We start from the raw sequence: 26,956 nt of genomic DNA, 5'->3' as shown, positions 1-26,956 counted from the left end.
ATGGCCGGACACAAAATGGGACGTGTAACGGAGGATATCAAACGCGAGCTGACCGCGATTTTACGCGAGCTGAAGGATCCGCGGGTTCAGGGGCTGATCAGCATCGTCCGAGTCGATGTGACGAACGATCTGTCCTACTGCACGGTCTATATCAGCGCGATGGAGGGGATGGACCAGGCCAAAAAAGCGGTTGTGGGCCTGAAGTCCGCCGCCGGGTTTATCCGGCACGAGCTTGGCAGCCGCCTTTCCCTGCGCAAGATTCCGGAAATACTCTTTAAGCCCACGGATTCCATCGAGTACAGCGCGAATATCTCAAGGATCCTGAACGACCTGAAGGAGGACGAGCATGATCGGGGTTGAGGAAGCGGCCGCCCGCCTGCAAAAGGCGGAGCGGGTTCTGATTTTAAGCCATCAGTTTCCGGACGGCGACACCCTCGGCTGCGCCAGCGCCCTGTGCCGCGGGCTGCGGCGGATGGGCAAGCGCGCGGCGATTCGCTGCTCCGACGAAATCGGCCCGAAATACGAATTTTTGTTCCGGGGTTTGCCGGACGACGAGTTTGAGCCGGACCTTGTCGCGGCGGTGGATATTGCCGACGAAAAGCTGCTGGGCGAACCGCTCGAATCCGAATGGGGCGGAAAAATCGACCTGTGCGTCGACCATCACCCCTCCAATACGCTTTACGCCGCCGAAACCTGCCTGAATCCGAAGGCGGCGGCGACCTGCGAGATCATTTTCGACCTTCTCCGGGAGCTGAAGGTGGAGATTACCCCGGACATCGCCGCGCCGCTTTACACCGGCATCACGACGGACACCGGCTGTTTCAAATATATCAACGTGACGCCGCGCACCTACCGTATCGCCGCCGATTTGGTGGAAACGGGCATCGACGCGCCGACGATCAACCGCGAGATGTTCGACACCAAAAGCCGCGCAAGGCTCGACATGGAGCGCAGGGTACTCGATTCCATCGGGTACGACTGCGGCGGCAGGGTCGCGGTCATCGTCATTTCACGCCAGATGGTGCGCGAGTCCGGCGCGAGGGAGGACGACCTCGACGGCCTTGCGACCATCCCACGCGGAATTGAGGGCGTAATCGTCGGCGTCACCCTCCGCGAGAAAGAGGACGGAGCCTGGAAGGTCTCGCTGCGCGCGCACGACCCCGCCAACGCCTCTGAAATCTGTGAAAAGTTCGGCGGCGGCGGGCACAAGGGAGCCGCAGGCTGCACGCTGAATCTGCCGCTTGCAGAAGCGAAGGAACAGATGCTCCGCGCGGTGCGGGAGTATCTGAAACCGCGTTTATGAACGGAATCCTGATTCTGGACAAGCCCGCCGGCTTTACCTCTTTCGACGCGGTCGCGGTGATGCGCGGGCTGACGCATGAAAAAAAGATTGGGCACACGGGCACGCTGGACCCGATGGCGACCGGCGTGCTGCCCCTGCTGCTCGGCTGCGCGACGCGCGCGAACGCTTTGCTGCCCGACACCGACAAGGAGTACGAGGCGGGGTTCCGGCTGGGAATCGCGACGGATACGCAGGACACGACCGGAAAAACGACCGACGAAAGCGACCGGGGCGCGTCCCGCGAAGCGGTGGAGGCGGCGCTCGGGGCGTTCCGCGGCGAGATTTTGCAGGTGCCGCCGATGGTTTCGGCGATCAGCGTCGGCGGAAAACGCCTTTACGACCTTGCGAGGCAGGGAATTGAAGTGGAGCGTGAGCCGCGCCCGGTCACGATCCGCGAACTGGAGCTGCTGTCCTACGACGAGCCGTCGCGCAGCGGCGCGCTGCGAATCGCCTGTTCCAAGGGAACCTATATCCGCACGCTCTGCGCGGATCTTGGAGAAGCGCTGCATACATACGGCGTGATGTCATCCCTTCGGCGGACGCGCGCGTCCGGCTTTACGCTGGCGGACAGCGTCACGCTGGACCGGGCAAAGGAGCTGGCGGAGGAAGGACGGCTCGCGGAAAGGCTTTTGCCGGTGAAGTCGCTGTTTTCGGGGATGCCGGCGGTCGCCGTTTCTCCGGCGCAGGCGGCCCGCTTTCAAAACGGCGGGGCGCTGGATCTCGAAAGAACCGCGCTGCGGCGCGCCCTGCCGGCGGAAGACGCCGTTTTTCGCGTTCAGGGGCCGGACGGGGCTTTTCTCGGCCTGGGCCGGGCGTCGGCCGGCCAGCTGCGCGTGCTGCGCCTGTTTCGCGGCGCTGAATAAAGAGTTTCATTTTGGAGAAATATAAGCATGGATGTTTTTAGAACACTGACACACTCCGGGGGAGAAAGCGCCGTGGCGCTGGGAAATTTCGACGGGCTGCACATCGGGCACCGGAAGGTGGTTTCCCTGGCCTGCGGCGGCGCGGCGGAAGGACTGCTGCCGACCGTGCTCACCTTCGCGGAAAATCCGCGGATGAATTTGGGCGGCGGCGCCGGGGGCCGGCTGCTCTCGCAGGAGGATAAAATCGCCCTGCTGAAGGAAATGGGCGTAAAGCAGCTGTATATTCTGGAATTCCACACGGTCCGGGATCTGACGGCTCAGGAATTCGTGGAGCAGGTTCTGGTCGGCTGCCTGAAAGCGAAAAAAGCCTGCTGCGGGTTCAACTTTACGTTTGGGCGCGGCGGCAGGGCCGACAGCGCGGCGCTTTCCTCCCTGTGCGGGGAGCGCGGCGTCGGCGTATCGGTCGCGCAGGCCGTGCTGGTGGACGGAACGCCCGTCAGCTCCACACGGATCCGCGGGCTGATTGAAAGCGGGCGCGTCGACGACGCGGCCCGGCTGCTGGGCCGCCCGTTCGGCTACCGGATGCCCGTCCGGCACGGAAGAAGGCTGGGGCATTCGCTCGGAACCCCGACCTTGAATCAGGAGCTGCCGGAGGGGTTTGTGCGGCCGAAGTTCGGCGTTTACGCTTCGAGGGTCTCGGTCGGGGAGGAAAGCTATCTGGGCGTGACCAACGTGGGGGTCAGGCCGACGGTCGGCTCCGACCGCCCTCTTTCGGAAACCTGGATGCCGGAGTACCGGGGCGGCGAACTGTACGGAAGCTCCGTTCGCGTGGAGCTGCTCCGCTTTCTGCGCCCGGAACAGCGGTTTTCCACGCTGGAGGAGCTGCGGCGCGCCATCTTGCGCGACGGCGCCCGGGCGGGGGAGTATTACCGCAGACCGCTGCATACGGCGGAGTTATTTTTTGATTTACAAATAAGCGGCACTGTGTTATAATAAAAAACCATGGAACCCCTTTCCCGGATCAGGGGAAACGCCCCGTGTGCGGGGATTTCACCGGCCCTGTTCTGAGAATGTGGGAAATTTATAAAAAGGTGGAACAGGAAATGTTAAAAGAAGAAAAGACCGAAATTATCAAGCAGTACGCGCTGCATGAGGGAGACACCGGCTCGCCGGAGGTTCAGATTGCGATTCTCACCAACAGAATCAACGCGCTGACCGAACATTTGAAAGCCCACAAAAAGGATCACCATTCCCGCCGCGGCCTTTTGAAAATGGTCGGCCAGAGAAGAAATATGCTCAATTACTTGATGAAAAGCGATATTACCCGGTACCGTGTCATCATTGAAAAATTGGGAATCCGCAAATAATTTAAAATCTAGGGCAGGCGGTTCTTGTTACCGCCTGCCTTTAGGCTATTTATGAGATTTCTCCGGAAAGTGGGGAACACGGGAATTTAGCAGTGAAACGGACGCCCGGCGCGGTCGGCGGGGCGCCGGTTTTATTGCTAAATCAGCCGTACCCGCCCTCCGGAGCAGAAACGGAGGAGAATTGATTCATGTTTGAAAAATTCAAAGTGTACAAAACGGATTTTGCCGGCAGGCCGCTTGTGGTGGAAACCGGCAAGATGGCTCAGCTTGCGAACGGCGAGTGCCTGGTGCGCTACGGCGAAACGGTGGTTCATGTGGCGGCTACGGCTTCCGCAAAGCCCCGCGACGGCGTGGACTTTTTCCCGCTTTCCGTCGATTTTGAGGAAAAGCTCTATTCCGTCGGCAGAATTCCGGGCTCCTACATCAAGCGCGAAGGCCGCCCGACCGACAAGGCGATTCTGACTTCCCGCGTGATCGACCGCCCGATCCGCCCGCTGTTCCCGAAGGACATGCGCAACGACGTTTCGGTCGTCTGCACCGTGATGAGCGTCGACCATGACTGCCAGCCGGAAATCGCCGCGATGGTCGGCACGTCCATCGCCCTCAGCATTTCAGACATCCCGTGGAACGGCCCGATTTCCGGCGTTTCCGTCGGGTATGTGGACGGGGAGTTCGTCATCAACCCGAACAGCGAGCAGAGAAAGAGCTCCAAGATGGCCGTGACGGTCGTTTCGACCGCCGACCGCATTGCCATGATCGAAGCGGGCGCCGAGGAGATTCCGGACGACGTGATGTACAACGGCATCATGGCCGGCCACAAGGCGAACCAGGCGATCATCGAGTTTATCAATTCCATCAAGGCGGAAATCGGCAAGCCGAAATTTTCCTACCCCAGCAACGAACCGGACGAGGACATGCTCGAGGCAATCAAGGACTTCGCGATCGACGACGTCCGCGCCGCGCTGGACACCGACGACAAGAACGTCCGCGACCAGCGGCTGCAGCCGGTCTATGAAAAGGTTCATGAAAAATTCGACCCGATCTACCCCGACCAGCAGGCGAAGATCGACGAGTGCATGTATAAAACGCAGAAATATGTGGTGCGCCGCTGGCTTTTGGATGAGCAAAAGCGCGTCGACGGCCGCAAGATGGACGATATTCGCCCGCTTTCCGCGGAAGTCGGCCTTCTGCCCCGCGTTCACGGCTCCGGCATGTTTACCCGCGGCCAGACGCAGGTGCTCACCGTCGCGACGCTCGGACCCATGAGCGACGAGCAGACGTTCGACAGCATCGACGAGCAGGAAACGAAACGCTATATCCACCAGTATAACATGCCGTCCTATTCCGTCGGCGAAACCAGGCCCAGCCGCGGACCGGGCCGGCGCGAGATCGGTCACGGCGCTCTGGCGGAGCGCGCGCTGCTGCCGGTGATTCCGTCCGTCGACGAGTTCCCGTATACCATGCGCCTTGTTTCGGAGGTGCTCTCTTCCAACGGCTCCACCTCGCAGGCTTCCATCTGCGGCTCCACGCTGGCGCTGATGGACGCGGGCGTTCCGATCAAATCGCCGGTCGCCGGCATTTCCTGCGGCCTGATTACCGAGGGCGACCGCTGGATGACCATGGTGGACATTCAGGGGGTTGAGGATTTCTTCGGCGACATGGACTTCAAGGTAGCCGGAACCCACGCGGGCATCACGGCGATTCAGATGGACCTGAAAATCCACGGCCTGACGCCGGACATGGTGAGAGAAGCGCTGTATAAGACCCATAAAGCCAGGGATTATATCATCGACGACGTGATGCTCAAGGCGATTCCGGAATCCCGCAAAGAGCTTTCCAAATACGCGCCGAAGATGCTTTCCATTTCGATTCCGCTCGAAAAGATCCGCGAGGTCATCGGCTCCGGCGGAAAGGTGATCCAGAAGATCTGCGCGGAGTGCGACGTCAAGGTGGATGTGGAGGAGGACGGGCATGTGTATGTGTCCGGCATCGACCTCGACAACTGCAAGCGGGCAATCAGCATTATTGATACGATTGCGAACGACCCGGAGCCGGGCTCCATCTATAACGGCAAGGTAACCCGGCTGATGGATTTCGGCGCGTTTGTTGAAATCGCGCCCGGCAAGGAAGGCCTGGTGCATATCTCCCAGCTGGACGTCAAACGGGTTGAAAAGGTAACGGACGTCGTCAATATCGGCGACGCGGTTATGGTTAAGGTGCTGAATATCGATGAAAAGGGAAGGCTGAATCTTTCCCGGCGCGACGCTTTGATCGAGGTGGAGGGTCTGGTTCCCGAAAATGATCCGGAACCCCGCCCGTTCCGCAGGCCGGCCCCGCGGCGCGACGACCGCGGGCACTCCGGCTCGAAACCGAATTACGGAAAACCAAGGCAATAAAATTTAACGGATAAAAAGCGCAGTCAAAGGCTGCGCTTTTTATACTATTTCATGATAATCGTGCTTTTTTTATTCAGGCTTTTGAATTCCTTCAGCAGGACCTTGAGGATTTCCTCCTGGCTCATCGTCAGCCCGTCGATCTGGATCAGTTTTCGGTTTTCCAGCCCGAGAATGTAGTCGGCGGAAGCACCGTAAAGGATGGATAGCTTGACCAGAACTTCTAAGGATGGGGTTTTGATGTTATTTTCATAGCCACTGATCGTGGTTTTGGAAAGATTCAGGCGCTTTGCCACCTGTGTTTGCGTTAGATTTTTGCTTTCCCGCAGCTCGCGAAGACGATAGCCAAAATCAAAAATCATAATATCAGCTCCTTGACATGAGTTTACTCGATAATTGTACACTTTAAGAGAACAATTCAGTGTATCTATTAACCATAGAGTAAATTTTTGCTAAAATGTAATATATATTATTTTAGATTGATGACGGGTTTCATATGATGCAATACCATTTTTATAAAACCTGTTCAATCCAGTACAAAATTATGATATAATCGGAGCGAAAAGGAAGGGAGTGGAAAGCGGAGCTATGTCCTCTGTTACACAGGCAAAGCGGATCGTCGTTAAGGTTGGAACCTCCACGCTGACCTATGAGAACGGAAAGCTGAATCTGCGCAGGATTGAGCGCCTTTGCAAGGTTTTGAGCGACCTGCAGAACTCCGGAAGGGAAATGGTGCTGGTCACCAGCGGCGCGATCGGCGTCGGCGTCGGCAAACTCGGCCTGCGGGAACGCCCGCGGGAAACCGAAAAGCGGCAGGCGGTGGCGGCGGTCGGCCAGTGCGAGCTGATGTTCATCTATGATAAATTTTTCGGCGAGTACAACCGCACGGTCGCGCAGGTTCTTTTGACCGGCGACGTGGTTGCGAGCGAAAACACGCGGAAAAACACCCAAAATACATTTCAGGAACTGATCGGGATGGACATTATCCCGGTGGTCAATGAAAACGATACCGTGGTCGTGGATGAGCTGGTGGGGAACCAGATCGGCGACAACGACACGCTGTCGGCGATCGTGGCCCGGCTGATCGGAGCGGACCTTTTGATTCTTCTGACCGACATCGACGGGCTTTATGACGACAACCCGTCGGTAAATCCGAACGCAAGCCGCATTCCGGTTGTGCCGCAGGTGACGGACGAGATCCGTGCTTTGGCGGGCGGGGCGGGTTCCAGGCGCGGAACCGGCGGAATGCGCACCAAGGTGGACGCCGCCGATTTCGTCAATCAGGCGGGGATTCCCTGCTGCATTATGAGCGGCGCTTACCCCGAAAAGTTGTACGACCTGTTTGAGGGAGCGCAAATTGGGACAGTTTTCGGAAGAAAAAACGGTTAGAATAAAGGAAAGATCACAGAGCCGCCGTCAGGCGCGAAGGAGAAGACAATGACTGCTTTGCAGGAAATGGGAAGAAGGGCGAAAGCCGCCGCCCGCGAGCTTGCCGCCGCCGGGGAGCTCCGGGAAAAGGCGCTTTTCGCCATGGCCGGGGCTGTGGAGGATTCCGAGCAGGAGATCCTTTCCGCCAACCGTCTGGATCTTGAGCAGGCGGAGCGGGACGGGATGAGCGCGCCGCTGATGGACCGGCTGGCCCTGTCGCCGGACCGGGTCCGGGGCATGGCGGACGGCATTCGCTCGGTTGCGGCGCAGGCCGACCCGGTCGGGCAGGTGGTGTCGGGCTTTCTTCGCCCAAACGGGCTGAAAATCGAAAAGGTACGCGTCCCGATCGGCGTGATCGGCATGATTTACGAAGCCCGCCCGAATGTGACGGCGGACGCGGCGGCGCTTTGCCTGAAAGCCGGTAACGCGGTCATCCTCCGCGGCGGAAAAGAAGCCCTGCGCTCCAATCAGGCGCTCGCCGGCGCAATGCGCGGCGCGCTGGAAGCCTGCGGCCTGAATCCCGACTGTGTTCAGCTGGTGGGCGACACCTCCCGCGACTCTGCGGTGGAAATGATGCGGCTCACCGGGTATCTCGATGTTCTGATTCCGCGCGGCGGGCAGGGGCTGATCCGATCGGTCGTGGAAAATTCGCGCGTCCCCGTCATCCAGACGGGCGCCGGGAACTGCCATGTGTATGTGGATGATTCCGCGGACGTCGGCATGGCGGCGGAGATTATCTTCAACGCCAAGACCTCCCGGCCCTCCGTCTGCAACGCGATTGAAACCATTCTGGTTCACCGGGATATTGCACAGAGGGCGCTTCCGGCCATTCAAAAGAGGCTGGACGAAAAGCATGTGGAGCTGCGCGGGTGCGAACGAACCAGGGCGATTCTGGGGGACGGCATCGTTCCCGCGACGGAGGACGACTGGGCCGCCGAGTATCTGGACTACATCCTCGCTGTTCGGGTGGTCGACAGCATGGACGAGGCGATCCGCCATATCGCCCGCTATTCGACCGGGCACAGCGAGGTCATTGTGACCGACAGCTACGAAAACGCCAGACGGTTTACCGCAGCCGTGGATGCGGCCGCGGTTTACGTCAACGCTTCCACGCGGTTCACCGACGGGGGAGAGTTCGGGCTTGGAGCGGAGATCGGAATCTCCACCCAGAAGCTGCACGCCCGCGGCCCCATGGGTGCTTTTGAGCTGACTTCCTTTAAATTTATTGTAACCGGCAGCGGGCAGATTCGTTAGAAAGAGGGTGGAATCCCATGGAAAAAAACAAGAAAGAGCAAAGTCCGGAATCCTATTCTGCGGATTACCGCTCATCCTTTGCAAGTGAAGAAAAGAAGACTCCGCCGGCAAAGAAAAGACGCCAGCCTCCTTCCGTGCGCGCAACCGTGCCGGAACCTTCCGCCGCGCGGCGCGCCAGACTGGAAAACGATACGGAAATCGACGATTTTCTGCCGGAGAACGACACCATGGACGACGAGCGCCTGCTGACCAAATGGGACGACGGCATGGGTGCCGAGACACCGGAAAAACCGAGGCAGAAGCGGAGCGGCCGCAACCGTTACGGAATCTTTGTCGGTTCGCTGGTTCTGATTCTGGCGCTGGTCGGCGTCGGATTCCTTGCGACGACGATCGGAACCAAAATCCATTCCGCGTTGACGGACGACAGCAAGCTGCGCGCGTACGACCAGTTCCTGACGGTAGCCGTCGCGCAGGACCCGCAGCCGTTTTCCTCGCCGGAGAAGGCGGACCCGGATTTCGTGTTGAACGCTTCGCTGTGGCAGTGCATGACCAGCGACAGCGCGTCAAACTACACCGACTACGACGATGCGGGCAGAACGCTTGTCCCGCTCGGCGATGTGGCGGATGCCTGCCACCAGTTGTTCGGGCCAAACTGCCAGCTGCAGCCGAAGAATCCCACGGAAGAAACCTTCTATGAATATGATTCCCAGAACGCGCAGTTCCATGTGGCTCTGTATTCGCTTGACAGCACCTACACGCCCTATACCGAAGATGCGAAGAAGAAGGACGACATGGTGGTCCTTCGGGTCGGGTACGTCGCGCCCAGCGATGAAACACGGGCGCAGTCATCGGGCTCGGTCTCTTCCAATGTGACGCCGAAACCCGTAAAATACATGGAATACGACCTGAAGACGGACCCAACGACGCAGCAGCAGTATATTTACGCGGTTAAGGCGCTGCCGGAGACATGAAAAAACCGGGCGGGGCTCCCGGCTAGGCCCGCCGGCCCGGGAGCCCCGCCCGGGGAGTGACGCGCAGCGGTTATGTTGCGAGGTACATCAGAGCGAAAATCAATGCCGTATCCGCCTTTTCTTCCAGCAGAATCAGAAGAAGAACCCAGATCAGCGTGCGCTCGTTATCTTTCAGAAGCGAGTCCAGAAGGCCGGAGGCCAAGTTGTCCGCCGGTTCCTCGGGGCCGGGCGGCGGCTGGGAGGGCGGCGGAGCAGGACGGGCCTGTTCGCCCGCGGAAGGCCGTTCCTCATGAGGACGCGGCTGCGGCGGCTCGGAAGGGCGGTTCCCGGCCGGCCCGGGAGCCTCGAAGGGCGAAAAGTGCGCCCTTGCCTGCATTTCCCTTGCGCGGCGTACGGCATCCTCCTGAAGGCTCTGAAAGCTATATGAATTATCGTTATGGTTCCCTGGCATGGTTCACCTCATAAAAGCCCGCTGCCCCGGATGAGAGGAAGCATTCGGACAATCTGCATCAGCCGAATCGCCTCATCCAGTTTCTTTCTTTTATCCTCGTTTAAAAAGGGCCGCAGCGACCGCAATAGCCGCGTGCTGTCGTCTTCCTGCCGGAATTTGGAGACCATGGGCGCAAGCTTCATGATCATCCGCATGGAATCCTGGTCCAGACCGTCGGGCGTCCGGTTGTCCTGCACGGCGGGAAGCGGCGCCCCGCCCGACGGGGAAGAGGGCGGAGGCTCCGTCCCCCCGCCCAGCATGCCCGCCAGATTCTTGATTTTCTCCATGCTTTCCGGGTTCTTTAAAATGTCGTTCAGCATGGAGGAGAGGTCTTCCATTTATTTTCCTCCCTTGAATTGGCGGATCAGGTCCTGCGCCTCCTGGGAATTCAGAATTTTTTCACAGGCCTCTTTATCCGACAGAAGAGATTTTACCCGTTCCTGGTCCTGCTGACCCAGCTTGCTCATCAGGGTTTCCAGCAGCTGATTGTTGCCCGAATTGTTTTGCATAACATCACCCCGCAATATCTTTATGCGATGCCCGATTAATATATGCCCGTCCCGGCAGGGCGGTTCAGGAGGTCTTTTCATGCGAATTCTGGTTGTATCCGACACCCACAGGGACTCCTTTTCCCTTCGGGCGGCGATTCTGAAGCAGCCAAGGGCGGAGGTTGTCATTCACCTTGGGGACGGAGAGGAGGAGGCCGCCGACGCAAAGGACAGCTTTCGCGACAGGATGTTCCTGATGGTGCGCGGAAACTGCGACTGGGGCAGCACGCTGCCCGACGAAGGGTTCACCGCGCTGGGCGGGAAAAATATTTTCTATACCCATGGTTATACTTACAATGTGAAGTACGGCATTTACAATGTTGTTTCCGCGGCGCGCGGCCGAAAGGCGGATATTCTTCTGTTCGGCCATACGCACACGGCGCTGACCGAGTACCGGGACGGACTGTATATCATGAACCCGGGCTCTCTCTGCGGCAGCACGGGGACCTATGGAATTCTGGACATTACCCCCGCGGGGATCGTGACCAATATTCTAAAGGTCTGACGGCTGCTCTGTAACAGAATATGCCGAATCAGAACGGAAAGGAACAAGGATATGAGTGAATATGAAAGATGGCTGAAAAACGCGCTGGATGATCCGGACCTGACGGAGGAGCTGAAATCGATCCGTGACAAGCCGGAAGAAATTAACGACCGGTTTTACCGCGACCTGGAATTCGGCACAGGAGGTCTGCGCGGGGTGATCGGCGCGGGAACCAACCGGATGAACATCTATACGGTGCGCAAGGCGACGCAGGGGCTTGCGAATTACCTGAAAAAGCACTCTGAAAATCCCAGCGCGGCGATTGCCTACGACAGCAGGATCAAATCCGACCTGTTCGCGCGGGAAGCCGCGGCCGTGCTTGCCGCGAACGGCGTGACCGCGCATCTCTATCCGCAGCTTTCCCCGACCCCGACTCTTTCGTGGGCGGTTCGCACGCTTCACTGTGACGCGGGCATCTGCGTGACGGCGAGCCACAACCCCGCAAAATATAACGGATATAAGGTTTACGGCGACGACGGCTGCCAGATTACCCTGAAAATGGCGGATGACGTGCTTGCCGAAATCGAAAAGCTCGACGTGTTCGGCGACGTAAAGCGCATGGACTATGACAAGGCGCAGAGCGAGGGCATGATCCGCCCGATTCCGGACGAGGTGACCGACTGGTTCCTCGACGAAGTGATGAAGCAGCGCGTCTTTCAGGAGCCCTGCGGCAGCCTGAAGGTTGTCTACACGCCGCTTAACGGCACCGGGCGCGTCTGCGTCACGCGTATTTTGAAAATGATCGGCGTGGGAGAAGTGACGGTTGTTCCGGAGCAGGAGTTCCCCGACGGAAACTTCACCACCTGCCCGTTCCCGAATCCCGAAATCCGGGAGGCTCTGCAAAAGGGGCTGGAACTGAGCGAGAAAGTGCGGCCCGACCTGCTGCTGGCGACCGACCCGGACTGCGACCGGTGCGGAATCGCGGTGAACCAGAACGGAAAATTCGTCCTGATGTCCGGCAACGAGGTCGGCGTCCTTCTGCTGGACTTCATCGCGCGCAGCCGGAAGGATCAGGGGACGATGCCGAAGCGTCCCGTCGCGGTGACGACCATCGTCAGCACGGATATGGCGACGCCCGTTGCGGAAAAATACGGAATCGAGCTGCGGCGCGTTCTGACGGGCTTTAAGTACATCGGCGACCAGATTGCGCTTCTGGAACAGGACGGCGGCGCGGATCGCTACCTGTTCGGGTTTGAGGAAAGCTACGGTTACCTGTCCGGCGGCTATGTCCGCGACAAGGACGCGGTCGACGCGAGCATGCTGATCTGTCAGATGGCCCAGTATTACAAAAAGCAGGGCAAAACGCTGGTTGACGCGATGGAGGAGCTGTATCAAGCTTACGGCTACTTTGAAAACGCGCTGATGAATTTCGGCTTTGAGGGCGAGGACGGAATGATTCAAATGGGAAAGATCATGGATACCCTGCGAAAAAGCGCGCCCGCCGAAATTGCCGGCTGCAAAGTATCCGGTTGGAGCGATTACGAGGCATCCGTGACGAGCGGCGGCGGGAAAATCGATCTGCCGAAGTCCAATGTTCTGGAATACCGGCTGGAAAACGGGGGCAAGGTCATCATCCGGCCCAGCGGGACGGAGCCGAAAATCAAGGCTTACCTTTCCGCGCGGGGAAAAACGAAAGCGGAATCCCTTGCGTTGATTGAAAAATTGCGCGGCGCGGTCCCCGCCCTCATGAAATAAAAAATCAGTCAGGAAATAATTGACAGAAACGGATTTATAGGGTAAACTAAAATTGCATATACAGAGCCCTAAAATGTTCGAAAACGGCGCGGTGCATTTGCAGTTCTCCAATACGGCAGGTCTGTATATCCAAAAAGGCTGTTGCAAAATGATCATTTTGCACAGCCTCTTGTTTCGTCATCAGCCGTCCGTTTTTTGGCCTGACCGGAAAGGATTCCTCTGTCATGCAAAGACCGAAACTGAAATTGCGTTACAGCCTTTTGGACAAATTGCTACAGTTCTTCTCTTTTCTTGCCGTAATCGGGCTGATTGCCCTGACGGTTGCCGCGATGCCCGTTCTTCCCGCAACGATTCCGACCCATTTCGGCGCGAACGGAAATCCTGACGGCTGGGGCGGCAAGGGCTCGCTGCAGCTTTGGGGCGGGAGCGAATTTTTGACCGGTTGACAAACAGACGGAAAAAAGTGATAATAATAAGGACAGGCTTACCGGCGCTTTCGGCCCGGGCAGACCTTATTGTTATGAAAAGGCGGATTAAAACATGAAAAAAATATGGATTCTTGCGGCTGCGGCCGCTTTTATGATGACGGCGACGGCGTGCGGAGCCGGCGATGTGGGCGGAGCTTCCTCAGGAGCTTCGTCGTCCCAGGCGTCCTCCTCCAGCAGCGGGCCAACCGTCGCGCAGTCGAGCGTTGAGGACAGTTTGAAGGGACTCGAGAAATATCTGACCGGGAACGGGGTCCTTTCCGGCGACGCGGCTGAAATGCGATCGGACGTCATCGGGGCGAAAGCCGGGGGAAGATACCAGTTTTCCTATAACGGAAAAAATAATGTTACCGTTGAGCTTTACGAATTCGACCCCAACAGTGTGAACGGCACCGCAAAACAGGTGCTGGACAGCGTGAAGTCGAGCGGGCAGTTTACCCTGATGGGGCAGAAAATTACCGCAGTCCTTTCGGACAGCGGTAAATACCTGATGATTTACCAGGACACGGTCACAAAGGATGAGAACAAGGCTTATGCCGACAAGGTGACAAAGCTGTTCAAGGAATTTAAAAATTCATAACGGCAAACAGAAAAAAGGGAACCGCGGTGCCGCCGCGGTTCCCTTTTTTCTTGTTTTCAGGCTCAGTCTTCAAACCTGCCGCAGCACTTCTTGTACTTCTTGCCGCTGCCGCAGGGGCAAGGATCGTTGCGCCCCGGCTTCTTGCCCTTATGCATGGGCGTATGGGACTGGCCGGCGGTGTCCGCCCCGGCGGCGCCGGTCGGCTTCGCGACCTGCTCGCGCTTCGGTTCCTCCTGCGTGCGGATCTGCACCGTCAGCATCATGCGCGCGGTATCCTCGCGGATGGTGGCGATCATATTGTCAAACATATCAAAGCCCTCGAGACGGTACTCGACGACAGGATCCTTCTGGCCGTACGCGCGCAGCCGAATTCCCTTCTGGAGCTCTTCCATCGCGTCGATGTGGTCCATCCATTGAGTGTCGACGTTCTTCAGCAGCACCACGCGTTCCAGCTCGCGCATGATCTTGCCGCCGAACTGCTCCTCGCGCTTTTCATAGATCTCGTGCGCTTTTTCAACCAGATCGTGAGTCACGTCCTCCGGTTCCAGCCGGACCTTTTCCTCATCGGTGTAAACAAGGTCTTCCGGACCGAGCAGCCAGCCCATGTAGCGGTCGCGCAGGCCGTTCAGGTTCCGGTTTTCCCGCTCCGCGTCCTTCGGCATAAAGCGGGTGACCTGGTCCTCAATCGCCTGGTCGATCATCTTCAGAACCTGCTCTTTCAGGTTTTCTCCGTTTAAGACCTGATCGCGCTGGCTGTAAATAATTTCACGCTGACGGTTCATGACGTCGTCGAACTGAAGAACGTTTTTGCGGATTCCGAAGTTGCGTCCCTCAATCTTGCGCTGGGCGCTTTCAATGGTGTTCGTCAGCATTTTATTCTCAATCGGAGTATCCTCGTCCACCTTGAGGCGTTCCATCATCGCGTTGATGCGTTCCCCGCCGAACAGACGCATCAGGTCGTCCTCCAGCGAGATATAAAACCGGCTCATGCCCGGGTCGCCCTGACGGCCGGAGCGGCCGCGCAGCTGATTGTCGATGCGGCGCGACTCGTGGCGTTCCGTGCCGATGATGTAAAGGCCGCCGGCGTTTCGGACTTCCTCGGCTTCTTCTTTCGTCTGCTCCTTGTACTTTTCAGAAAGCCGGCGGAAGGATTCGCGCGCGTTCAGAACCTCTTCGTCGTCGGTTTCGGAATGCGCGTCCGCCTCGCTGATGAGCTCTTCCGGAATACCCTGTTTCCGCATTTCGGCTTTTGCCATGAACTCCGGGTTGCCGCCCAGAACGATATCCGTGCCGCGGCCGGCCATGTTGGTCGCGATGGTCACGACGCCCTTGCGCCCGGCCTGGGCGACGATCTCGGCTTCCTTTTCATGGAACTTGGCGTTCAGGACCTCGTGCTTGATGCCCGTCTTGTGCAGCAGATGGCTCAGCTCTTCCGACTTTTCAATCGAAATCGTGCCGACCAGAACCGGCTGCCCCGTTTTATGGTGTTCCGCGATGTCTTCGATGACCGCGTTGAATTTTGCTTTCTCCGTCTTATAGACCACGTCCGGCAGATCCTTCCGGACCATCGGCTTGTTGGTCGGGATTTCGACCACGTCCAGCTTATAGATTTCGCTGAACTCGTCCTGCTCGGTCATGGCGGTTCCGGTCATGCCGGAAAGCTTGTCGTACATGCGGAAATAATTCTGGAACGTGATGGTCGCGAGCGTCTTGCTTTCGTGTGCGACCTTGACGCCCTCCTTGGCCTCGATGGCCTGGTGCAGGCCTTCGTTGTAGCGGCGGCCGTACATCAGGCGGCCGGTGAACTCGTCGACGATGATGACCTCGCCGTCCTTGACGACGTAGTCGATGTCCCTGCGCATGACGCCGCGCGCTTTGACGGCCTGATTAACGTAGTGCTGAATGGAAATATTGTCGGCGTCGGTCAGGTTGTCGATTTTGAAGAAAGCCTCCGCTTTTTTCACGCCGGACTGGGTCAGCGTGGCGGTCTTGGCCTTTTCATCCACAATGTAGTCCGCGTCCTGATAAAGCTCGTCGTTGTCTTCCTTTTCGTTTAATTCGGCAACCCGGACGCAGCTCAGCGATTTGGCAAAATGATCCGCGACGGTGTACATCTCGGTGGACTTGTCCCCCTGGCCGGAGATGATCAGCGGCGTTCTCGCCTCGTCGATCAGGATGGAGTCGACCTCGTCGACGATGGAGAAATTGTGCCCGCGCTGTACCTTTTCCTCTTTGTAAATCACCATGTTGTCGCGCAGGTAGTCGAACCCGAACTCATTGTTCGTGCCGTAGGTGATATCCGCATTATAAGCCTGCTTGCGGGCCTGATTGTCCAGATCATGCACGATCAGCCCGACGGAAAGGCCCAGATAGCGGTAAATCTTGCCCATCCACTCCGAGTCGCGGCGCGCCAGGTAATCGTTGACCGTGACAATGTGAACTCCTTTTCCGGAAAGCGCGTTCAGGTAAGCGGCCAGCGTCGCCACCAGCGTTTTTCCTTCGCCTGTTTTCATTTCCGCGATTCTGCCCTGGTGCAGCACGATGCCGCCCAGAATCTGCACGGGAAAATGCCGCATACCCAGAACACGGTCCGCCGCTTCCCGGCAGACCGCAAATGCGTCGGGCAGAATCTCGTCAAGGGTTTCGCCCGCCGCGAGACGTTCTTTTAACGCGGGGGTCTGCGCCTTGAGTTCTTCGTCCGAAAGCGCCCTGTATTTTTCTTCAAGATCAAGCACCTGGTTGCACAGGGGCTGAATCCTTTTCAGTTCCCTTTTGGAATAGTTGCCGAAAAATACGGTTAAAACATTCTTCATCCAATTCACCTCAAAAGTATTGGCCGCCGCAAAAGCCGAAACCGGCTGATTTTTGTTATTCCTGTTTATTATAACATAGCGGCGGCGAAAAGGGAAGCGGATTTGAGCGGCAAAATATTGTGGAAAGAGAAAGAAATGGGAAGACGGGGCACGCGGTGCCCCCTCCTTCCCGCGGTTCAGCCCGATGGTTTTTCCCGCGCCTCCGGCGACGGCTTTCGCGGCTTTTGGAACTTTTTGCGAACCGTGCCGACGACCAGAATCAGCACCGGAAGAAGAACCTGAAACGGGAGGGCTACAATCGGATAAATTTCCCGAAAGCCGAAAACTTCCGACATGTTTTTGTCGAGCAGGGCCGAAAGAGTCAGGAGCAGCAGACTGACCGGCGCGACAAGCGGCTCGCTGTCCCGGTACCCGAACAGCCGGGCGACTCCTTCGCAGGAAGAGAAAGCAAGAACCGCGAATTTGATAAACCCGGCGAGCAGCAGGTTGATGCCGATCAAAACCTCGATCCTCGTGAAAAATTCGCCCATCTGAATCACGCTGACACACTCGTAGGAGGAAAATCCGGCGGTGGAGTCATAATACCCGAGAACAAGGATATTGCGGAGGACCGCCGCGTACAGAAAACCGAATCCCAGAAAAATCCCTTTGATCAGGGTGGGAAAAATCTTTTCAATCCGTCCCGAAACCCCGAACATGGGCAGGCAGACGACCAGTTCGCCGTAGGGAAGGGTAAACGCAGTCACGACTCCTTTCAGAAAATCGGACGGTTTGGATTGAAGGACCGGCTTCAGATTGCTCAAATCCATATCCCTGAACGACAGCAGGACCGTCAGGATAATCGTGAAGTACAAAACGGGCAGCACAAACTTGCCGATCCGGGTCAGCACATAAAGCCGGTTGCTCAGCAGGTAGACGGCGACGGCGACCATGGCCGCCGAAATGCCGATCAGCGGTGTTTGCGTTAAATTCACAAGGTGCATGAATTCCGAGAAAGTCCTGAGAACCTGCCCGCCTAAAAGGAGAAGATAAAAAAGATAAAGAACGCAGACCGCCAGACCGACCGGCCTGCCCATCGCCCGCAGCACGTTGCGGTAAAAATTCTGCCCGGGGTAGAGCCGCAGAATCCCCGAATAGACCCACGTGACCGGAATCATCAGAGCCACGGCGACTAAAACTGCAATCCAGGTATCCTGCTTCGCGCTGTTGGAGCCGCTGGAAATCACTGAACTGCCCATCAGGAACAGCGCGATCGTGCTCTTCATTTGTTTTTCAGAAATATCCGTTTTGTTCATGGCACATTCCTCATCTAAGAGATTTGCTTTTGCGCGCTGCAAAAAGCGTTAACTTTCCTGTGGCCTGGGCGCGGGCGGTTCTTCCTCCGTCGTATCCGGATTTTTCCCCTGCTTTTTCGGCTTTGAAAACTTTTTCCGCGCGGCCCCGACAATCAGGACAAGAACCGGAAGGAGTACCTGAAAGGGAAGGGTGTAGACGGACATATACTCCATCCAGCGGAACAGTTCCAGGGTGTTGCCGACCACAAAACCGGAGAGGGTCATAATCAGCAGCGAGCTCGGCGCGACCAGCGGCTCGTAGTCCCGCAGCCCCAGCGTTTCGCACAATCCGTCGCAGGCGGAGAACAAAAGGACGCAGCATTTGAAAAAGCCCGCGAGCAGAAGGTTGATGCCGATCAAAACCTCGATCCGGGTAAAAAAATCCCCGAACTGAATCAGGCTGACGGATTCGTAAGACGGAAACTGGAAGACGGAAACGGAGTAGCCCAGAGTCAGAAAATTGCGCAGGTTTGCCGAAAACAGAATCACAAATCCCAGAAGGACCCCCTTGAACAGGGTGGGAAATATCTTTTCTTCCCGGCTCAGCGCCCCGAACATGGGGGCACAGATCAGGATTTCGCCGTACGGCACCGCCAGGGCGGAAAGGACTCCTTGAAAAAGATCGGACGGTTTGGAATTCAGAATCGGCAGGATGTTGCGCAGATCCATATTTTGATAGGAAAGAACGATTGTAATGGCGACGGTGATATACAGAAACGGAAGCATGAATTTGCTGATTCTTGCCAGAACATAAAGCCGGTTGGTGAGCACATAGACCAGTACGGCGACAATGGCCGCGCTGATCGCGATGATCGGCGTGGACGTCATCCCGGCAATGTGGATAAACTCGGAGAAAATCCGCATTACCAGGGCGCCGAGGTGAAACGTATAAAGAGTAAAAATCAGGCAGACCACGGTTCCGGCGGGCCGGCCCATCGCGCGAAGAATGTTGCGGTAGTAATTTCTGCCGGGGTAAAGATTCAGAATCTTCGTGTGAACCCACATCAGGGGGATCGTCAGGAACACCGCGATGATGATGCAGATCCAGGTGTCCTGTTTTGCGGGGGAAGAACCGCCTTTTACAAGAGAACTTCCGATCAGAAACATCGCGACGGTCGCTTCCATCTGTTTTGCCGAGATTTCAGTTTTCTGCATTGTTTTCTCCTGATTTCAATGGATTCGGTTCGTTGAGCGAAAGAGCTTTGCGGCGAAACTGCCCGTCCGCTTTTCCGGGGTGCGGAAATGTGGGATCTGCCGTCCGCTTTTTCTGTATTTGTTTTCTCGCTTTTCCGACGATCAGGACAAGAATCGGCAGCACTACCTGAAACGGCAGCGAATACGCGGGGAGGTACTTGACAAAGCGGAACAGTTCCACCGTGTTGCTGTGCACCAAAACGGCCAGGGTCAGAATCAGCAGGGCGACCGGAGCGACCAGCGGCTCATAATCCTTCAAACCGAACAGCTGCGCCATGCCCGCGCAGGAAGAAAACACAAGAACGCCGGTTTTGATAAAACCCGCCAGAAGAAGGTTAATCCCGATAATTACCTCAATTCGCGTGAAAAATTCACCTAACTGAATCACGCTGACCGCCCCGTAAGAAGGAAAAGCGTAGACTGTAGCGGAATAACCCAGAACCAGCAAATTGCGTAAAAACGCGGCGAACAGAACAATCAGGGCAAGCAGAGTACCTTTTAGCATGGTGGGGAAAATTTTTTCCTTTCGGTCCAGCGCCCCAAACATGGGCGCGCAGACCAGAATCTCTCCGTACGGCAGTGCCAGAGAAGAAAGAACGCCGTTCCAAAAATCCTTCGGCTTTGTTTCAAAAATCGGCAGCATATTGTTCAGGTCCATATCTTTAGAAGAAAGAAGGATTGTCATCGCGACGGAGAGATATAAAAGCGGAAGGACAAATTTTGCGATTCTGGACAGCACAAAAAGGCGGTTGCTCATCACATAAACAATCACCGCCATAATGCACGAAGAGATTGCAATTATGGGGGTGCCTTTCATGTTGATAATGTGGATGAATTCCGAGAAAATTCGAAGGACAAGCGCACCCAGATGCAGGGTGTAAACCGTCAGAAGAGCAACGACCACCGTTCCGGCCGGGCGCCCCATTGCCCGGAGGACATTATAAAAATAGTTCCTTCCCGGGTATAGGTTCAGAATGGCCGAATGGACCCAAAGAATCGGAATTACCAGAATCGCGGCAGTCAGAATACAAATCCAGGAATCCTGCTTCGCACTGGTGGAGCCGCTGGAGACCAGAGCGCTGCCGATCAGAAACATCGCGACGGTGCCAGACATTTGTTTTCCGGTAATCTCTGTTTTGTTCACATCGCAGCCCTCATTTTACAAAATTGGAGAGAAATTTCATTAAAAAAGATGAGATGCTGGGGATTTGAACGCCTGACCCAATCAAAATATTCAGAATCAGCACCACGGCAAAAATGGGGATCTGTACCAAATAATACCGGAACTCTTTTTGTACAAACGTTCTGCGCAGATTGAGAAACACAAGGACTAAAAATAAGGGCAGAAAGACCATCAGATACGCCATGTCAGTCACCTACCTTCGGCAGACTCAGGCCCGTGTTGTCGATTTTAACCTCCGCGTGAACCTTGACTTTCATGGTCTTGAAAATCTGGTCCCAGTTTTTGCTGACCTGATCCCATTCCTTCGGCTTGCTCTGGTGTATTTTGCTGCCGAAGCCGAAAATATCGCTGTCAAAGCGCTGCTGCACATTCTTAACATCGCTTTCAATTTCGTATTCCAAGGTTTTTTCCGCGTATTTTTCCACTTGCGCCAGGCCGACCTTTGTCAGAAAATCCGTCTCGCCGTCCTGTTCGGCATAGGCGGCCTGCATTTTTACATTGATTTCCATACTTGCCGACTGTCCGGAAACGGTCGGCTTTACGTTTGTCTTGCTGTCGATGATTTCAAGCGTGACGTTCGTCGACCCGGGGGTGGGGCCTGTCACCAGAAGCCCGCCCTTAATCTTGTCCCGAACATAGTTGTAGTACCTGTCCTGGTCCGGATTCAGCCAGCCGATCTGCTTGTCTTTTTTAAAAACGGCTCCCCCGGAAAGCTGGACCGTATCCCCGCCCGCTTCCTGCTTTTTTTCAATCGCCGGCAGGACCAGCTCCAGTCCGTCCGTATTCAGGATGTTTGTAACCTCATAAAGCTGAAGGCCGGTCGGGCTGCCGTAAAAGCCGGTGCTTTGCTGCAGGGTGCTGACGATCTGAAGAGAAATGAGCTGGGCGGAATCCGGATTCACCTGCAGGATTTCCTTTGCGGTCTTTTCCTTGGAGACCAGAAGGTCCAGCGTGAGCCTTGGCTCCGCGTCGCGTTTCATCCAGTCCATCACGGACCGGAGGCCGTCTTTGGCGATGTCGCTGCTGAAAACGATGATTTTGCAGTGGCTGAAATAAAGCTTTTTGTCCGATTCCCGCAGCGTGCTGCGGACCGCGTCGAAAAGCGTGTTTCCGTCCTCTTCCAGCAAAAGCGGTTTTATTTCCTGATTTTTTCCAGAGCCGCCCATTTTCACGCACTCAAACGTCATATGGTATTTGTAGCCGTTCTGCCCTTTGTCGATGGCGATTCCCGACACGATGGAATACGTTTCCAGCTCGTGGTAATCCCAGCAGCCGGTAAAAATGATCGGAATGAGCGCCGCTTCCAGAATCAGGATTGCTGCTTTCAGAACTTTTTTCATTTGGGCTTCTCTCCTCCGCCGGACTGTCTGACCCTGTTTCCGCTCAGGAAACGGGGCCGCCTGATCATCAACCACCACGGTGCACGGACGTAGATGTCCTTATAGCTCTGAAGACCGCGGGTGTAAATATCCGACATGATCGGAATGCCGAAGGAAGTCATGCCGAACAGTCCGGTCAACAAAACCATAAGACCAAGAAGCATTCCGTAAAGCCCCAGGGTGCAGGCGCACAGCAAAAGGAAATAGCGGTGGATGATGATATATCCCTTGAGCCGCACGACCATGAGCCCGCAGATGCCCGACATGGCCACGACGATGATGATCGGCGCGCTGACGATTTTGGCGTCCACGGCCGCCTGCCCGATGACCAGCGCACCGACGATGCTCAGCGTCTGCGCCATCACGCCCGGCATTCGGGTTCCGGCCTCGCGGAGGATTTCAAAGACGATCAGCATCATGACCGTTTCCAGCGCCGTGGGGAACGGCACGCCCTGACGGGCGGCGAAAATGCTCAGAAGAAGCGGAGTCGGCAGCATCTCCTGATGGAACGTAACCATGGCGACATAGGTCGCGGGCAGGCACAGCGCGAGCACAAACGCAAAAATCCGAAGGATTCTGTCGACGGAGGAGAAAATATAATGAATATAATAATCCTCGTCCGCCTGAAAATGCTCGATAAAAAGATGAGGAACGGTCAGCACCATCGGCGTTCCGTCCAGAAACAGGGCGACCCGGCCCTCCAGCAGCTTCGCGGCAACCACGTCGGGCCGCTCCGTGCTGCCGACGGTTTTGACCGCGGAAAGGGGAGAGTCCTTGATGTTTTCCGTAATGTAGTTGCTGTCCAGCGTGCCGTCAATGTCGATCTTTTCCAGGCGGTGCTCCAGCTCCGTCAGCACGTTGCGGTTTACGACGCTGTCCAGGTAGCAGATGCAGGCCTTGGTTTTTGTCCGTGTGCCGAACGTCAGGAATTTGAATTTCAGGTCCTGCGACCTGATCTTGCGCCGCACCATGGAAAGATTGGTCAGAATGGATTCGTTGAAGCCCTCCCGCGGGCCGCGGATGACGCGCTCGCCCTCCGGCTCTGCGATGGAACGCAGCGTAAAACCCTTTGTGTTCAGAATCAGGGCCTGCGGGCATCCCTGCGCCAGAAGAATCGTGTCGCCGTAGACAATCCCCTGAATCAGCTCCTCCACCGCGTCCGTTTTTTTCACGTCGTTGGAAAACATGGCCTGCAGCTGAATGGTGTCGACCAGCGTGGCGCCCGCGTCCGGCCTGAAAACGAATTCCAGAAGAGGGCGGATGACGTCCTGATTCATCAGCCGGTTGTTCACCATGCCGTCCGTATAGACGAGACAAAAGCGCAGGGTTTCCTTTCCCCTGCTGTTTTCCAGCTCTCTGAAAATCAGCGTGTCGTCGTTGCTGAACAGATTTTTCAGGTAAAGAATGTTCTGCTCCAGCTTGTCCGACGGGAGCTTCGCCCCCGCAAAGCTGTCTGAAGAGCCCATTGCCACTTCCCCTTTCCCCGGATTTTTGTCAGGCAAAATTTGCCGATGCGCTTATCGTTCCCGATGAAAAGTAGAATATTCACAGGTTTTGCCGCCCCGTATCAGTCAACAATAATCTATAATCATGGTAAATTTGAATCTTGTTCGCGGGGAAAACGCGCTCTAAAATAGAAATAGAAAAAGAAGCTGCTGCAGGAGGATTTTTATGAAATCAAACGATGCCAAAAAAGTATTGGGGGAGAAGAATTTCCGTGAGACTTTGAAAGAGCGTTACGGCGTCGGGGAAGAGCGGGCCGAGACGTGCCGGCTCCGCCTGCTCCGCGCGGTGGAAAAATTTGAGGAGCTTTTTGGCGCGGACCGCGACATCCGCGTTTACAGCGCGCCGGGCCGCACGGAAATCGGCGGCAACCACACGGACCATCAGGGGGGGCGCGTCCTCGCGGCCGGCGTCGATCTGGACGCCGTCGGAGTGGCAAGCGCCGGCGGCGACGGAATCACGGTGCATTCGGAGGGCTTTTCGCCGGACCGGCTGAACCCCGCCGAGCTGATGCCGAGGGCGGGGGAGGAAGGCTCTTCCGCGGCGCTGATTCGCGGAATCTGCGCGGGGCTGGCGGCGCGGGGCCTCAAAATCGGCGGATTTCGGGCCTACACGCAGTCGGACGTGCTGCCGGGCTCCGGCCTGTCGTCCTCCGCGGCGTTCGAGGTTCTGATCGGGAGAATAGCGGACGATCTTTTCGGCAGCGGCGACGCGGACCCGGTTCAGATTGCGCAGATCGGGCAGGACGCGGAAAACCGTTATTTCGGCAAGCCCTGCGGATTGATGGACCAGACGGCCTGCGCCGTCGGCGGCTTCGCGATGATCGACTTTCAGGACGCGAAGCGGCCCGCCGTGGAGAAAATTCCGTTCGACTTTTCCGGCTGCGGGTACCGCCTGTGCATCATCGATACCAAGGGAAGCCACGCGGGGCTGACGGCGGATTACGCCGCAATTCCGGAGGAAATGCGCCGGGTGGCCGCCTGCTTTGGAAAAACGCTGCTGTCGCAGGTCTCGGAAGAAGAATTTTACGCGGAGCTTGCGCGGGTCCGCAGTCAAACGGGCGACCGCGCCGTGCTGCGGGCGATCCACTTCTTCGGCGACAACCGCCGCGTGGCACAACAGGCCGCCGCGCTGCGCGAAAACCGGTTCGCGGATTTTCTGTCCCTGGTGCGCGAAAGCGGGCGCTCTTCCTTCCAGTATCTGCAAAACGTCTACTCTCCCTCCCGCGTGGAAGAGCAGGGCGTCGCGCTCGGCCTCGCGCTGTGCGAGCGCCTGCTTTCCGGCTGCGGCGGCGCTTGGCGGCTGCACGGCGGCGGCTTTGCCGGCACGGTGCAGGCCTATGTGCCGAAAAATGATTTCGACGGATTCCGCCGCGAAGCGGAGGCCGTATTCGGGCCCGGCTCCTGCGTGCCGCTTGCGGTGCGCACGGCGGGCGCGATTCGGATCTTATAATGCAGAGAGAATCAAAGGGGAATGTAACATGGCGGAACTGAGATGGGACCCGTTTGTAAAAGACTGGACGATGGTGGCAGGAAACCGGCAGGGCAGGCCGCAGATGCCGAAGGACTGGTGTCCGTTCTGCCCGTCTTCCGGCAACGTGCCGGAGTACGAGGTTCTAAAATACGACAACGATTTTCCCGCGCTTTCGACGGCGCCGGGCGAGCCGGACCCCGTCGGCACGGATTTTTTCAAAACCGCGCCGAATTACGGCAAGTGCGAGGTGATCCTCTATTCGCCGGAACACCGCGCGCGGATGACGGATCTTTCCGACGGGCACATGGAAAAACTGGTGAACCTGTGGTGCGAACGTTTTGAGGCGCTGCGCGCCGACCCGAAGATCAAATACGTCTTTCTCTTTGAAAACCGCGGCGAGGCGGTCGGCGTGACGATGCCGCACCCGCACGGGCAGATTTACGGGTATCCGTTCCTGCCGAAAAAGCTCGCACTTGAAACCGACTCCGCAAAGGAGTATTATGAACAAAACGGACGCTGCCTTTTCTGTGATTTTTTACAGAAGGAGACGGAATTTGAAAAGCGCGTGATTTTTAAAAACGAGCATTTCACCGTTCTGCTTCCGTTTTTCAGCGCATATCCCTACGGCGTCTATATTCTTTCAAACGCCCACCGGCAGTATATCACCGACTTTACGCCGGAAGAGCGGCGCGCGCTCGGCGTGACGGTGCGCTCAACGGTCGGGATGCTCGACAGCCTGTTCGGCTTTCGGTTCCCGTACATGATGTGCATGCACTCCGCGCCGGTCAATCTGGGCGACTATTCAAAGGACTTCCACTTTCACATTGAATTCTATCCGCCGATGCGCAGCGCGGAAAAAATCAAGTACAACGCTTCCAGCGAAACGGGGGCCTGGGCGGCCTGCAACCCGACCTGCCCGGAGGAAACGGCACAGGAGCTGCGGCAGGCCTATCGGCGGTATCTGACCGAAAAGGAGAGACAAAAATGAACATCCTGATTACCGGCGGAGCCGGATACATCGGCTCGCACACCTGCATTGAACTGCTGAAAAGCGGCTTTGACATCGTCGTGATGGACAATTACAGCAATTCCTCCCCCGAAGTGATCGGAAAGATCAAAACGCTCGCGGGCAAAAAATTTCCGGCCTACGAGTGCGACATGCTGGATTACGATGGGTTTGAGAAGATTTTTCAGGAAAATAAAATCGACGCGGTCATTCATTTCGCGGGCCTCAAGGCCGTCGGCGAATCGGTGGAAAAACCGCTTGAATACTACCACAACAATCTGACCGGAACCCTGAACCTGTTCCGTCTGATGAAGCAATACGCCGTGCACGAATTTGTGTTCAGCTCCTCCGCAACGGTCTACGGCATGAACAACAAAGCGCCGTTCACGGAGGAAATGCCGCTGTCCGCGACAAATCCCTACGGCTGGACGAAGTACATGATCGAGCAGATCACGCGCGACGCCTGCCGCGCGGACCCAGAAATGAAAGCCGCGCTGCTGCGCTACTTTAACCCGATCGGGGCGCATCCGAGCGGGCTGATCGGAGAAAATCCGAACGGGATTCCGAACAACCTGATGCCTTATATTATGAAGGTGGCCGTCGGCAAGCTGCCAATGCTTCATGTTTACGGCGACGATTACCCGACCCCGGACGGAACCGGCGTGCGCGACTATATCCATGTGTGCGACCTTGCGTCCGGCCATGTGAAGGCGCTCGAAGCCCTCGGCTCGATTTCCGGCGCGCGGGCGTTCAACCTCGGCACCGGCAAGGGCAGTTCCGTCCTCGATGTGGTTCGCGCGTTTGAAAAAGCGAGCGGCGTGAAAATTCCGTACCAGATCGACCCGCGCCGCGCGGGCGACATCGCCACCTGCTACGCGGACGCTTCCCGCGCGAAAGCGGAGCTGCACTGGGAAGCGATGTATTCGCTTTCGGACATGTGCCGCGACAACTGGAATTTCATTCAGAAAAACTCATAACGGATCGCAGGAAAGGGGCTGTTGCAAAACAGCGCCGAAAAAAGCCGGAACAACCATACCAAAAGGTATTGGCTGCTCCGGCTTTTTGCTTTAGAATTTAGTTGTGACACAAAATGAAAAGCTCTTAGAGCATA

General features: G+C 56.9%; 26 protein-coding genes. 16 read left to right on the top strand and 10 right to left on the bottom strand.

Features of this window, described 5'->3' with window-relative positions:
• The 6 genes from rbfA to ACLQ3M_RS00645 all read left to right on the top strand — a co-directional run bounded on the left by rbfA (position 1) and on the right by ACLQ3M_RS00645 (position 5,968).
• Positions 1–360 (top strand): 30S ribosome-binding factor RbfA, encoded by a 360-nt coding sequence (rbfA, locus tag ACLQ3M_RS00670; RefSeq protein WP_187034480.1) that lies wholly within the window; start codon positions 1–3, stop codon positions 358–360.
• Positions 347–1,303, top strand: a complete 957-nt coding sequence (locus ACLQ3M_RS00665; protein WP_411675789.1) for a DHH family phosphoesterase — start codon at positions 347–349, stop codon at positions 1,301–1,303. Before rbfA ends, ACLQ3M_RS00665 begins: the two co-directional genes overlap by 14 nt.
• A complete protein-coding gene (truB, locus tag ACLQ3M_RS00660) occupies positions 1,300–2,205 on the top strand; it encodes a tRNA pseudouridine(55) synthase TruB (RefSeq protein WP_411675788.1) in 906 nt (301 codons plus the stop codon). Before ACLQ3M_RS00665 ends, truB begins: the two co-directional genes overlap by 4 nt.
• 27 nt (positions 2,206–2,232) lie before the next feature.
• On the top strand, positions 2,233–3,198 hold the full coding sequence (gene ribF / locus ACLQ3M_RS00655) for a riboflavin biosynthesis protein RibF (protein ID WP_411675787.1): 966 nt from the start codon (positions 2,233–2,235) through the stop codon (positions 3,196–3,198).
• A gap of 110 nt (positions 3,199–3,308) precedes the next feature.
• Entirely contained in the window at positions 3,309–3,572 is a 264-nt protein-coding gene (gene rpsO / locus ACLQ3M_RS00650) for a 30S ribosomal protein S15 (RefSeq protein WP_066647119.1), read from the top strand.
• A 188-nt stretch (positions 3,573–3,760) separates the two neighbouring features.
• Positions 3,761–5,968: a polyribonucleotide nucleotidyltransferase gene (locus tag ACLQ3M_RS00645; RefSeq protein WP_411675786.1), complete on the top strand. Its 2,208-nt coding sequence runs from the start codon at positions 3,761–3,763 to the stop codon at positions 5,966–5,968.
• Between the two features lie 44 nt (positions 5,969–6,012).
• Here the strand turns inward: ACLQ3M_RS00645 and ACLQ3M_RS00640 are convergent, their stop codons facing one another.
• Positions 6,013–6,327 carry a helix-turn-helix domain-containing protein gene (locus tag ACLQ3M_RS00640; RefSeq protein WP_411675785.1) on the bottom strand — a complete coding sequence of 105 codons (315 nt, stop codon included), beginning with the start codon at positions 6,325–6,327 and terminating at the stop codon, positions 6,013–6,015.
• Between the two features lie 226 nt (positions 6,328–6,553).
• Between ACLQ3M_RS00640 and proB the strand changes: the two genes are divergently transcribed.
• From proB to ACLQ3M_RS00625, 3 genes are read left to right on the top strand one after another with little or no spacing between them, the layout of a single operon-like run.
• On the top strand, positions 6,554–7,354 hold the full coding sequence (proB, locus tag ACLQ3M_RS00635; protein WP_411675814.1) for a glutamate 5-kinase: 801 nt from the start codon (positions 6,554–6,556) through the stop codon (positions 7,352–7,354).
• Positions 7,355–7,402: 48 nt separating this feature from the next.
• Positions 7,403–8,647 (top strand): glutamate-5-semialdehyde dehydrogenase, encoded by a 1,245-nt coding sequence (locus tag ACLQ3M_RS00630; RefSeq protein ID WP_411675784.1) that lies wholly within the window; start codon positions 7,403–7,405, stop codon positions 8,645–8,647.
• 17 nt (positions 8,648–8,664) lie between these two features.
• Positions 8,665–9,618, top strand: coding sequence for a hypothetical protein (locus ACLQ3M_RS00625; protein WP_411675783.1), 954 nt, complete (start codon positions 8,665–8,667; stop codon positions 9,616–9,618).
• A 70-nt stretch (positions 9,619–9,688) separates the two neighbouring features.
• Here the strand turns inward: ACLQ3M_RS00625 and ACLQ3M_RS00620 are convergent, their stop codons facing one another.
• The 3 genes from ACLQ3M_RS00620 to ACLQ3M_RS00610 are packed head-to-tail and all read right to left on the bottom strand — an operon-like array spanning position 9,689 to position 10,617.
• Complete coding sequence (locus tag ACLQ3M_RS00620; protein WP_411675782.1) at positions 9,689–10,069, bottom strand: hypothetical protein; 381 nt, start codon at positions 10,067–10,069, stop codon at positions 9,689–9,691.
• 8 nt (positions 10,070–10,077) lie between these two features.
• Entirely contained in the window at positions 10,078–10,446 is a 369-nt protein-coding gene (locus ACLQ3M_RS00615) for a hypothetical protein (protein WP_411675781.1), read from the bottom strand.
• Entirely contained in the window at positions 10,447–10,617 is a 171-nt protein-coding gene (locus ACLQ3M_RS00610; protein ID WP_411675780.1) for a hypothetical protein, read from the bottom strand.
• 79 nt (positions 10,618–10,696) lie between these two features.
• On the opposite strand from ACLQ3M_RS00610, the gene ACLQ3M_RS00605 reads away from it, so the two are divergent.
• The 4 genes from ACLQ3M_RS00605 to ACLQ3M_RS00590 all read left to right on the top strand — a co-directional run bounded on the left by ACLQ3M_RS00605 (position 10,697) and on the right by ACLQ3M_RS00590 (position 13,960).
• Positions 10,697–11,161 carry a metallophosphoesterase family protein gene (locus ACLQ3M_RS00605; protein WP_411675779.1) on the top strand — a complete coding sequence of 155 codons (465 nt, stop codon included), beginning with the start codon at positions 10,697–10,699 and terminating at the stop codon, positions 11,159–11,161.
• A gap of 51 nt (positions 11,162–11,212) precedes the next feature.
• Complete coding sequence (locus ACLQ3M_RS00600) at positions 11,213–12,895, top strand: phospho-sugar mutase (RefSeq protein WP_411675778.1); 1,683 nt, start codon at positions 11,213–11,215, stop codon at positions 12,893–12,895.
• A gap of 224 nt (positions 12,896–13,119) precedes the next feature.
• Positions 13,120–13,341 carry a DUF1648 domain-containing protein gene (locus tag ACLQ3M_RS00595; RefSeq protein ID WP_411675777.1) on the top strand — a complete coding sequence of 74 codons (222 nt, stop codon included), beginning with the start codon at positions 13,120–13,122 and terminating at the stop codon, positions 13,339–13,341.
• Between the two features lie 94 nt (positions 13,342–13,435).
• Positions 13,436–13,960 carry a hypothetical protein gene (locus tag ACLQ3M_RS00590; RefSeq protein ID WP_411675776.1) on the top strand — a complete coding sequence of 175 codons (525 nt, stop codon included), beginning with the start codon at positions 13,436–13,438 and terminating at the stop codon, positions 13,958–13,960.
• A 62-nt stretch (positions 13,961–14,022) separates the two neighbouring features.
• Here the strand turns inward: ACLQ3M_RS00590 and secA are convergent, their stop codons facing one another.
• The 6 genes from secA to ACLQ3M_RS00560 all read right to left on the bottom strand — a co-directional run bounded on the left by secA (position 14,023) and on the right by ACLQ3M_RS00560 (position 23,329).
• Positions 14,023–16,773, bottom strand: a complete 2,751-nt coding sequence (gene secA / locus ACLQ3M_RS00585) for a preprotein translocase subunit SecA (protein WP_411675775.1) — start codon at positions 16,771–16,773, stop codon at positions 14,023–14,025.
• Positions 16,774–16,949: 176 nt separating this feature from the next.
• The gene (locus ACLQ3M_RS00580) at positions 16,950–18,068 is read right to left on the bottom strand and encodes a GerAB/ArcD/ProY family transporter (RefSeq protein WP_411675774.1); all 1,119 of its coding nucleotides are present in this window, start codon (positions 18,066–18,068) and stop codon (positions 16,950–16,952) included.
• Between the two features lie 48 nt (positions 18,069–18,116).
• A complete protein-coding gene (locus tag ACLQ3M_RS00575; RefSeq protein WP_411675773.1) occupies positions 18,117–19,262 on the bottom strand; it encodes a GerAB/ArcD/ProY family transporter in 1,146 nt (381 codons plus the stop codon).
• Complete coding sequence (locus tag ACLQ3M_RS00570; protein WP_411675772.1) at positions 19,249–20,445, bottom strand: GerAB/ArcD/ProY family transporter; 1,197 nt, start codon at positions 20,443–20,445, stop codon at positions 19,249–19,251. The genes ACLQ3M_RS00575 and ACLQ3M_RS00570 overlap by 14 nt, the downstream gene beginning before the upstream one ends.
• Positions 20,446–20,669: 224 nt before the next feature.
• A complete protein-coding gene (locus tag ACLQ3M_RS00565; protein WP_411675771.1) occupies positions 20,670–21,824 on the bottom strand; it encodes a Ger(x)C family spore germination protein in 1,155 nt (384 codons plus the stop codon).
• Entirely contained in the window at positions 21,821–23,329 is a 1,509-nt protein-coding gene (locus tag ACLQ3M_RS00560) for a spore germination protein (RefSeq protein WP_411675770.1), read from the bottom strand. Before ACLQ3M_RS00560 ends, ACLQ3M_RS00565 begins: the two co-directional genes overlap by 4 nt.
• A 205-nt stretch (positions 23,330–23,534) precedes the next feature.
• Between ACLQ3M_RS00560 and ACLQ3M_RS00555 the strand changes: the two genes are divergently transcribed.
• Genes ACLQ3M_RS00555 through galE form a run of 3 tightly spaced genes read left to right on the top strand, consistent with a single transcriptional unit; the run spans position 23,535 to position 26,822 of the window.
• Complete coding sequence (locus tag ACLQ3M_RS00555; protein ID WP_411675769.1) at positions 23,535–24,818, top strand: galactokinase; 1,284 nt, start codon at positions 23,535–23,537, stop codon at positions 24,816–24,818.
• A 28-nt stretch (positions 24,819–24,846) separates the two neighbouring features.
• Entirely contained in the window at positions 24,847–25,827 is a 981-nt protein-coding gene (gene galT / locus ACLQ3M_RS00550; protein WP_411675768.1) for a galactose-1-phosphate uridylyltransferase, read from the top strand.
• A complete protein-coding gene (gene galE / locus ACLQ3M_RS00545; RefSeq protein WP_411675767.1) occupies positions 25,824–26,822 on the top strand; it encodes a UDP-glucose 4-epimerase GalE in 999 nt (332 codons plus the stop codon). Before galT ends, galE begins: the two co-directional genes overlap by 4 nt.
• Positions 26,823–26,956 lie beyond the last annotated feature (134 nt).

The organism is Caproicibacter sp. (assembly GCF_046707225.1).
In the GTDB taxonomy this organism is placed as follows: Bacteria; Bacillota; Clostridia; order Oscillospirales; family Acutalibacteraceae; genus Caproicibacter.
This window is presented reverse-complemented; position numbering and strand designations above follow the sequence as displayed.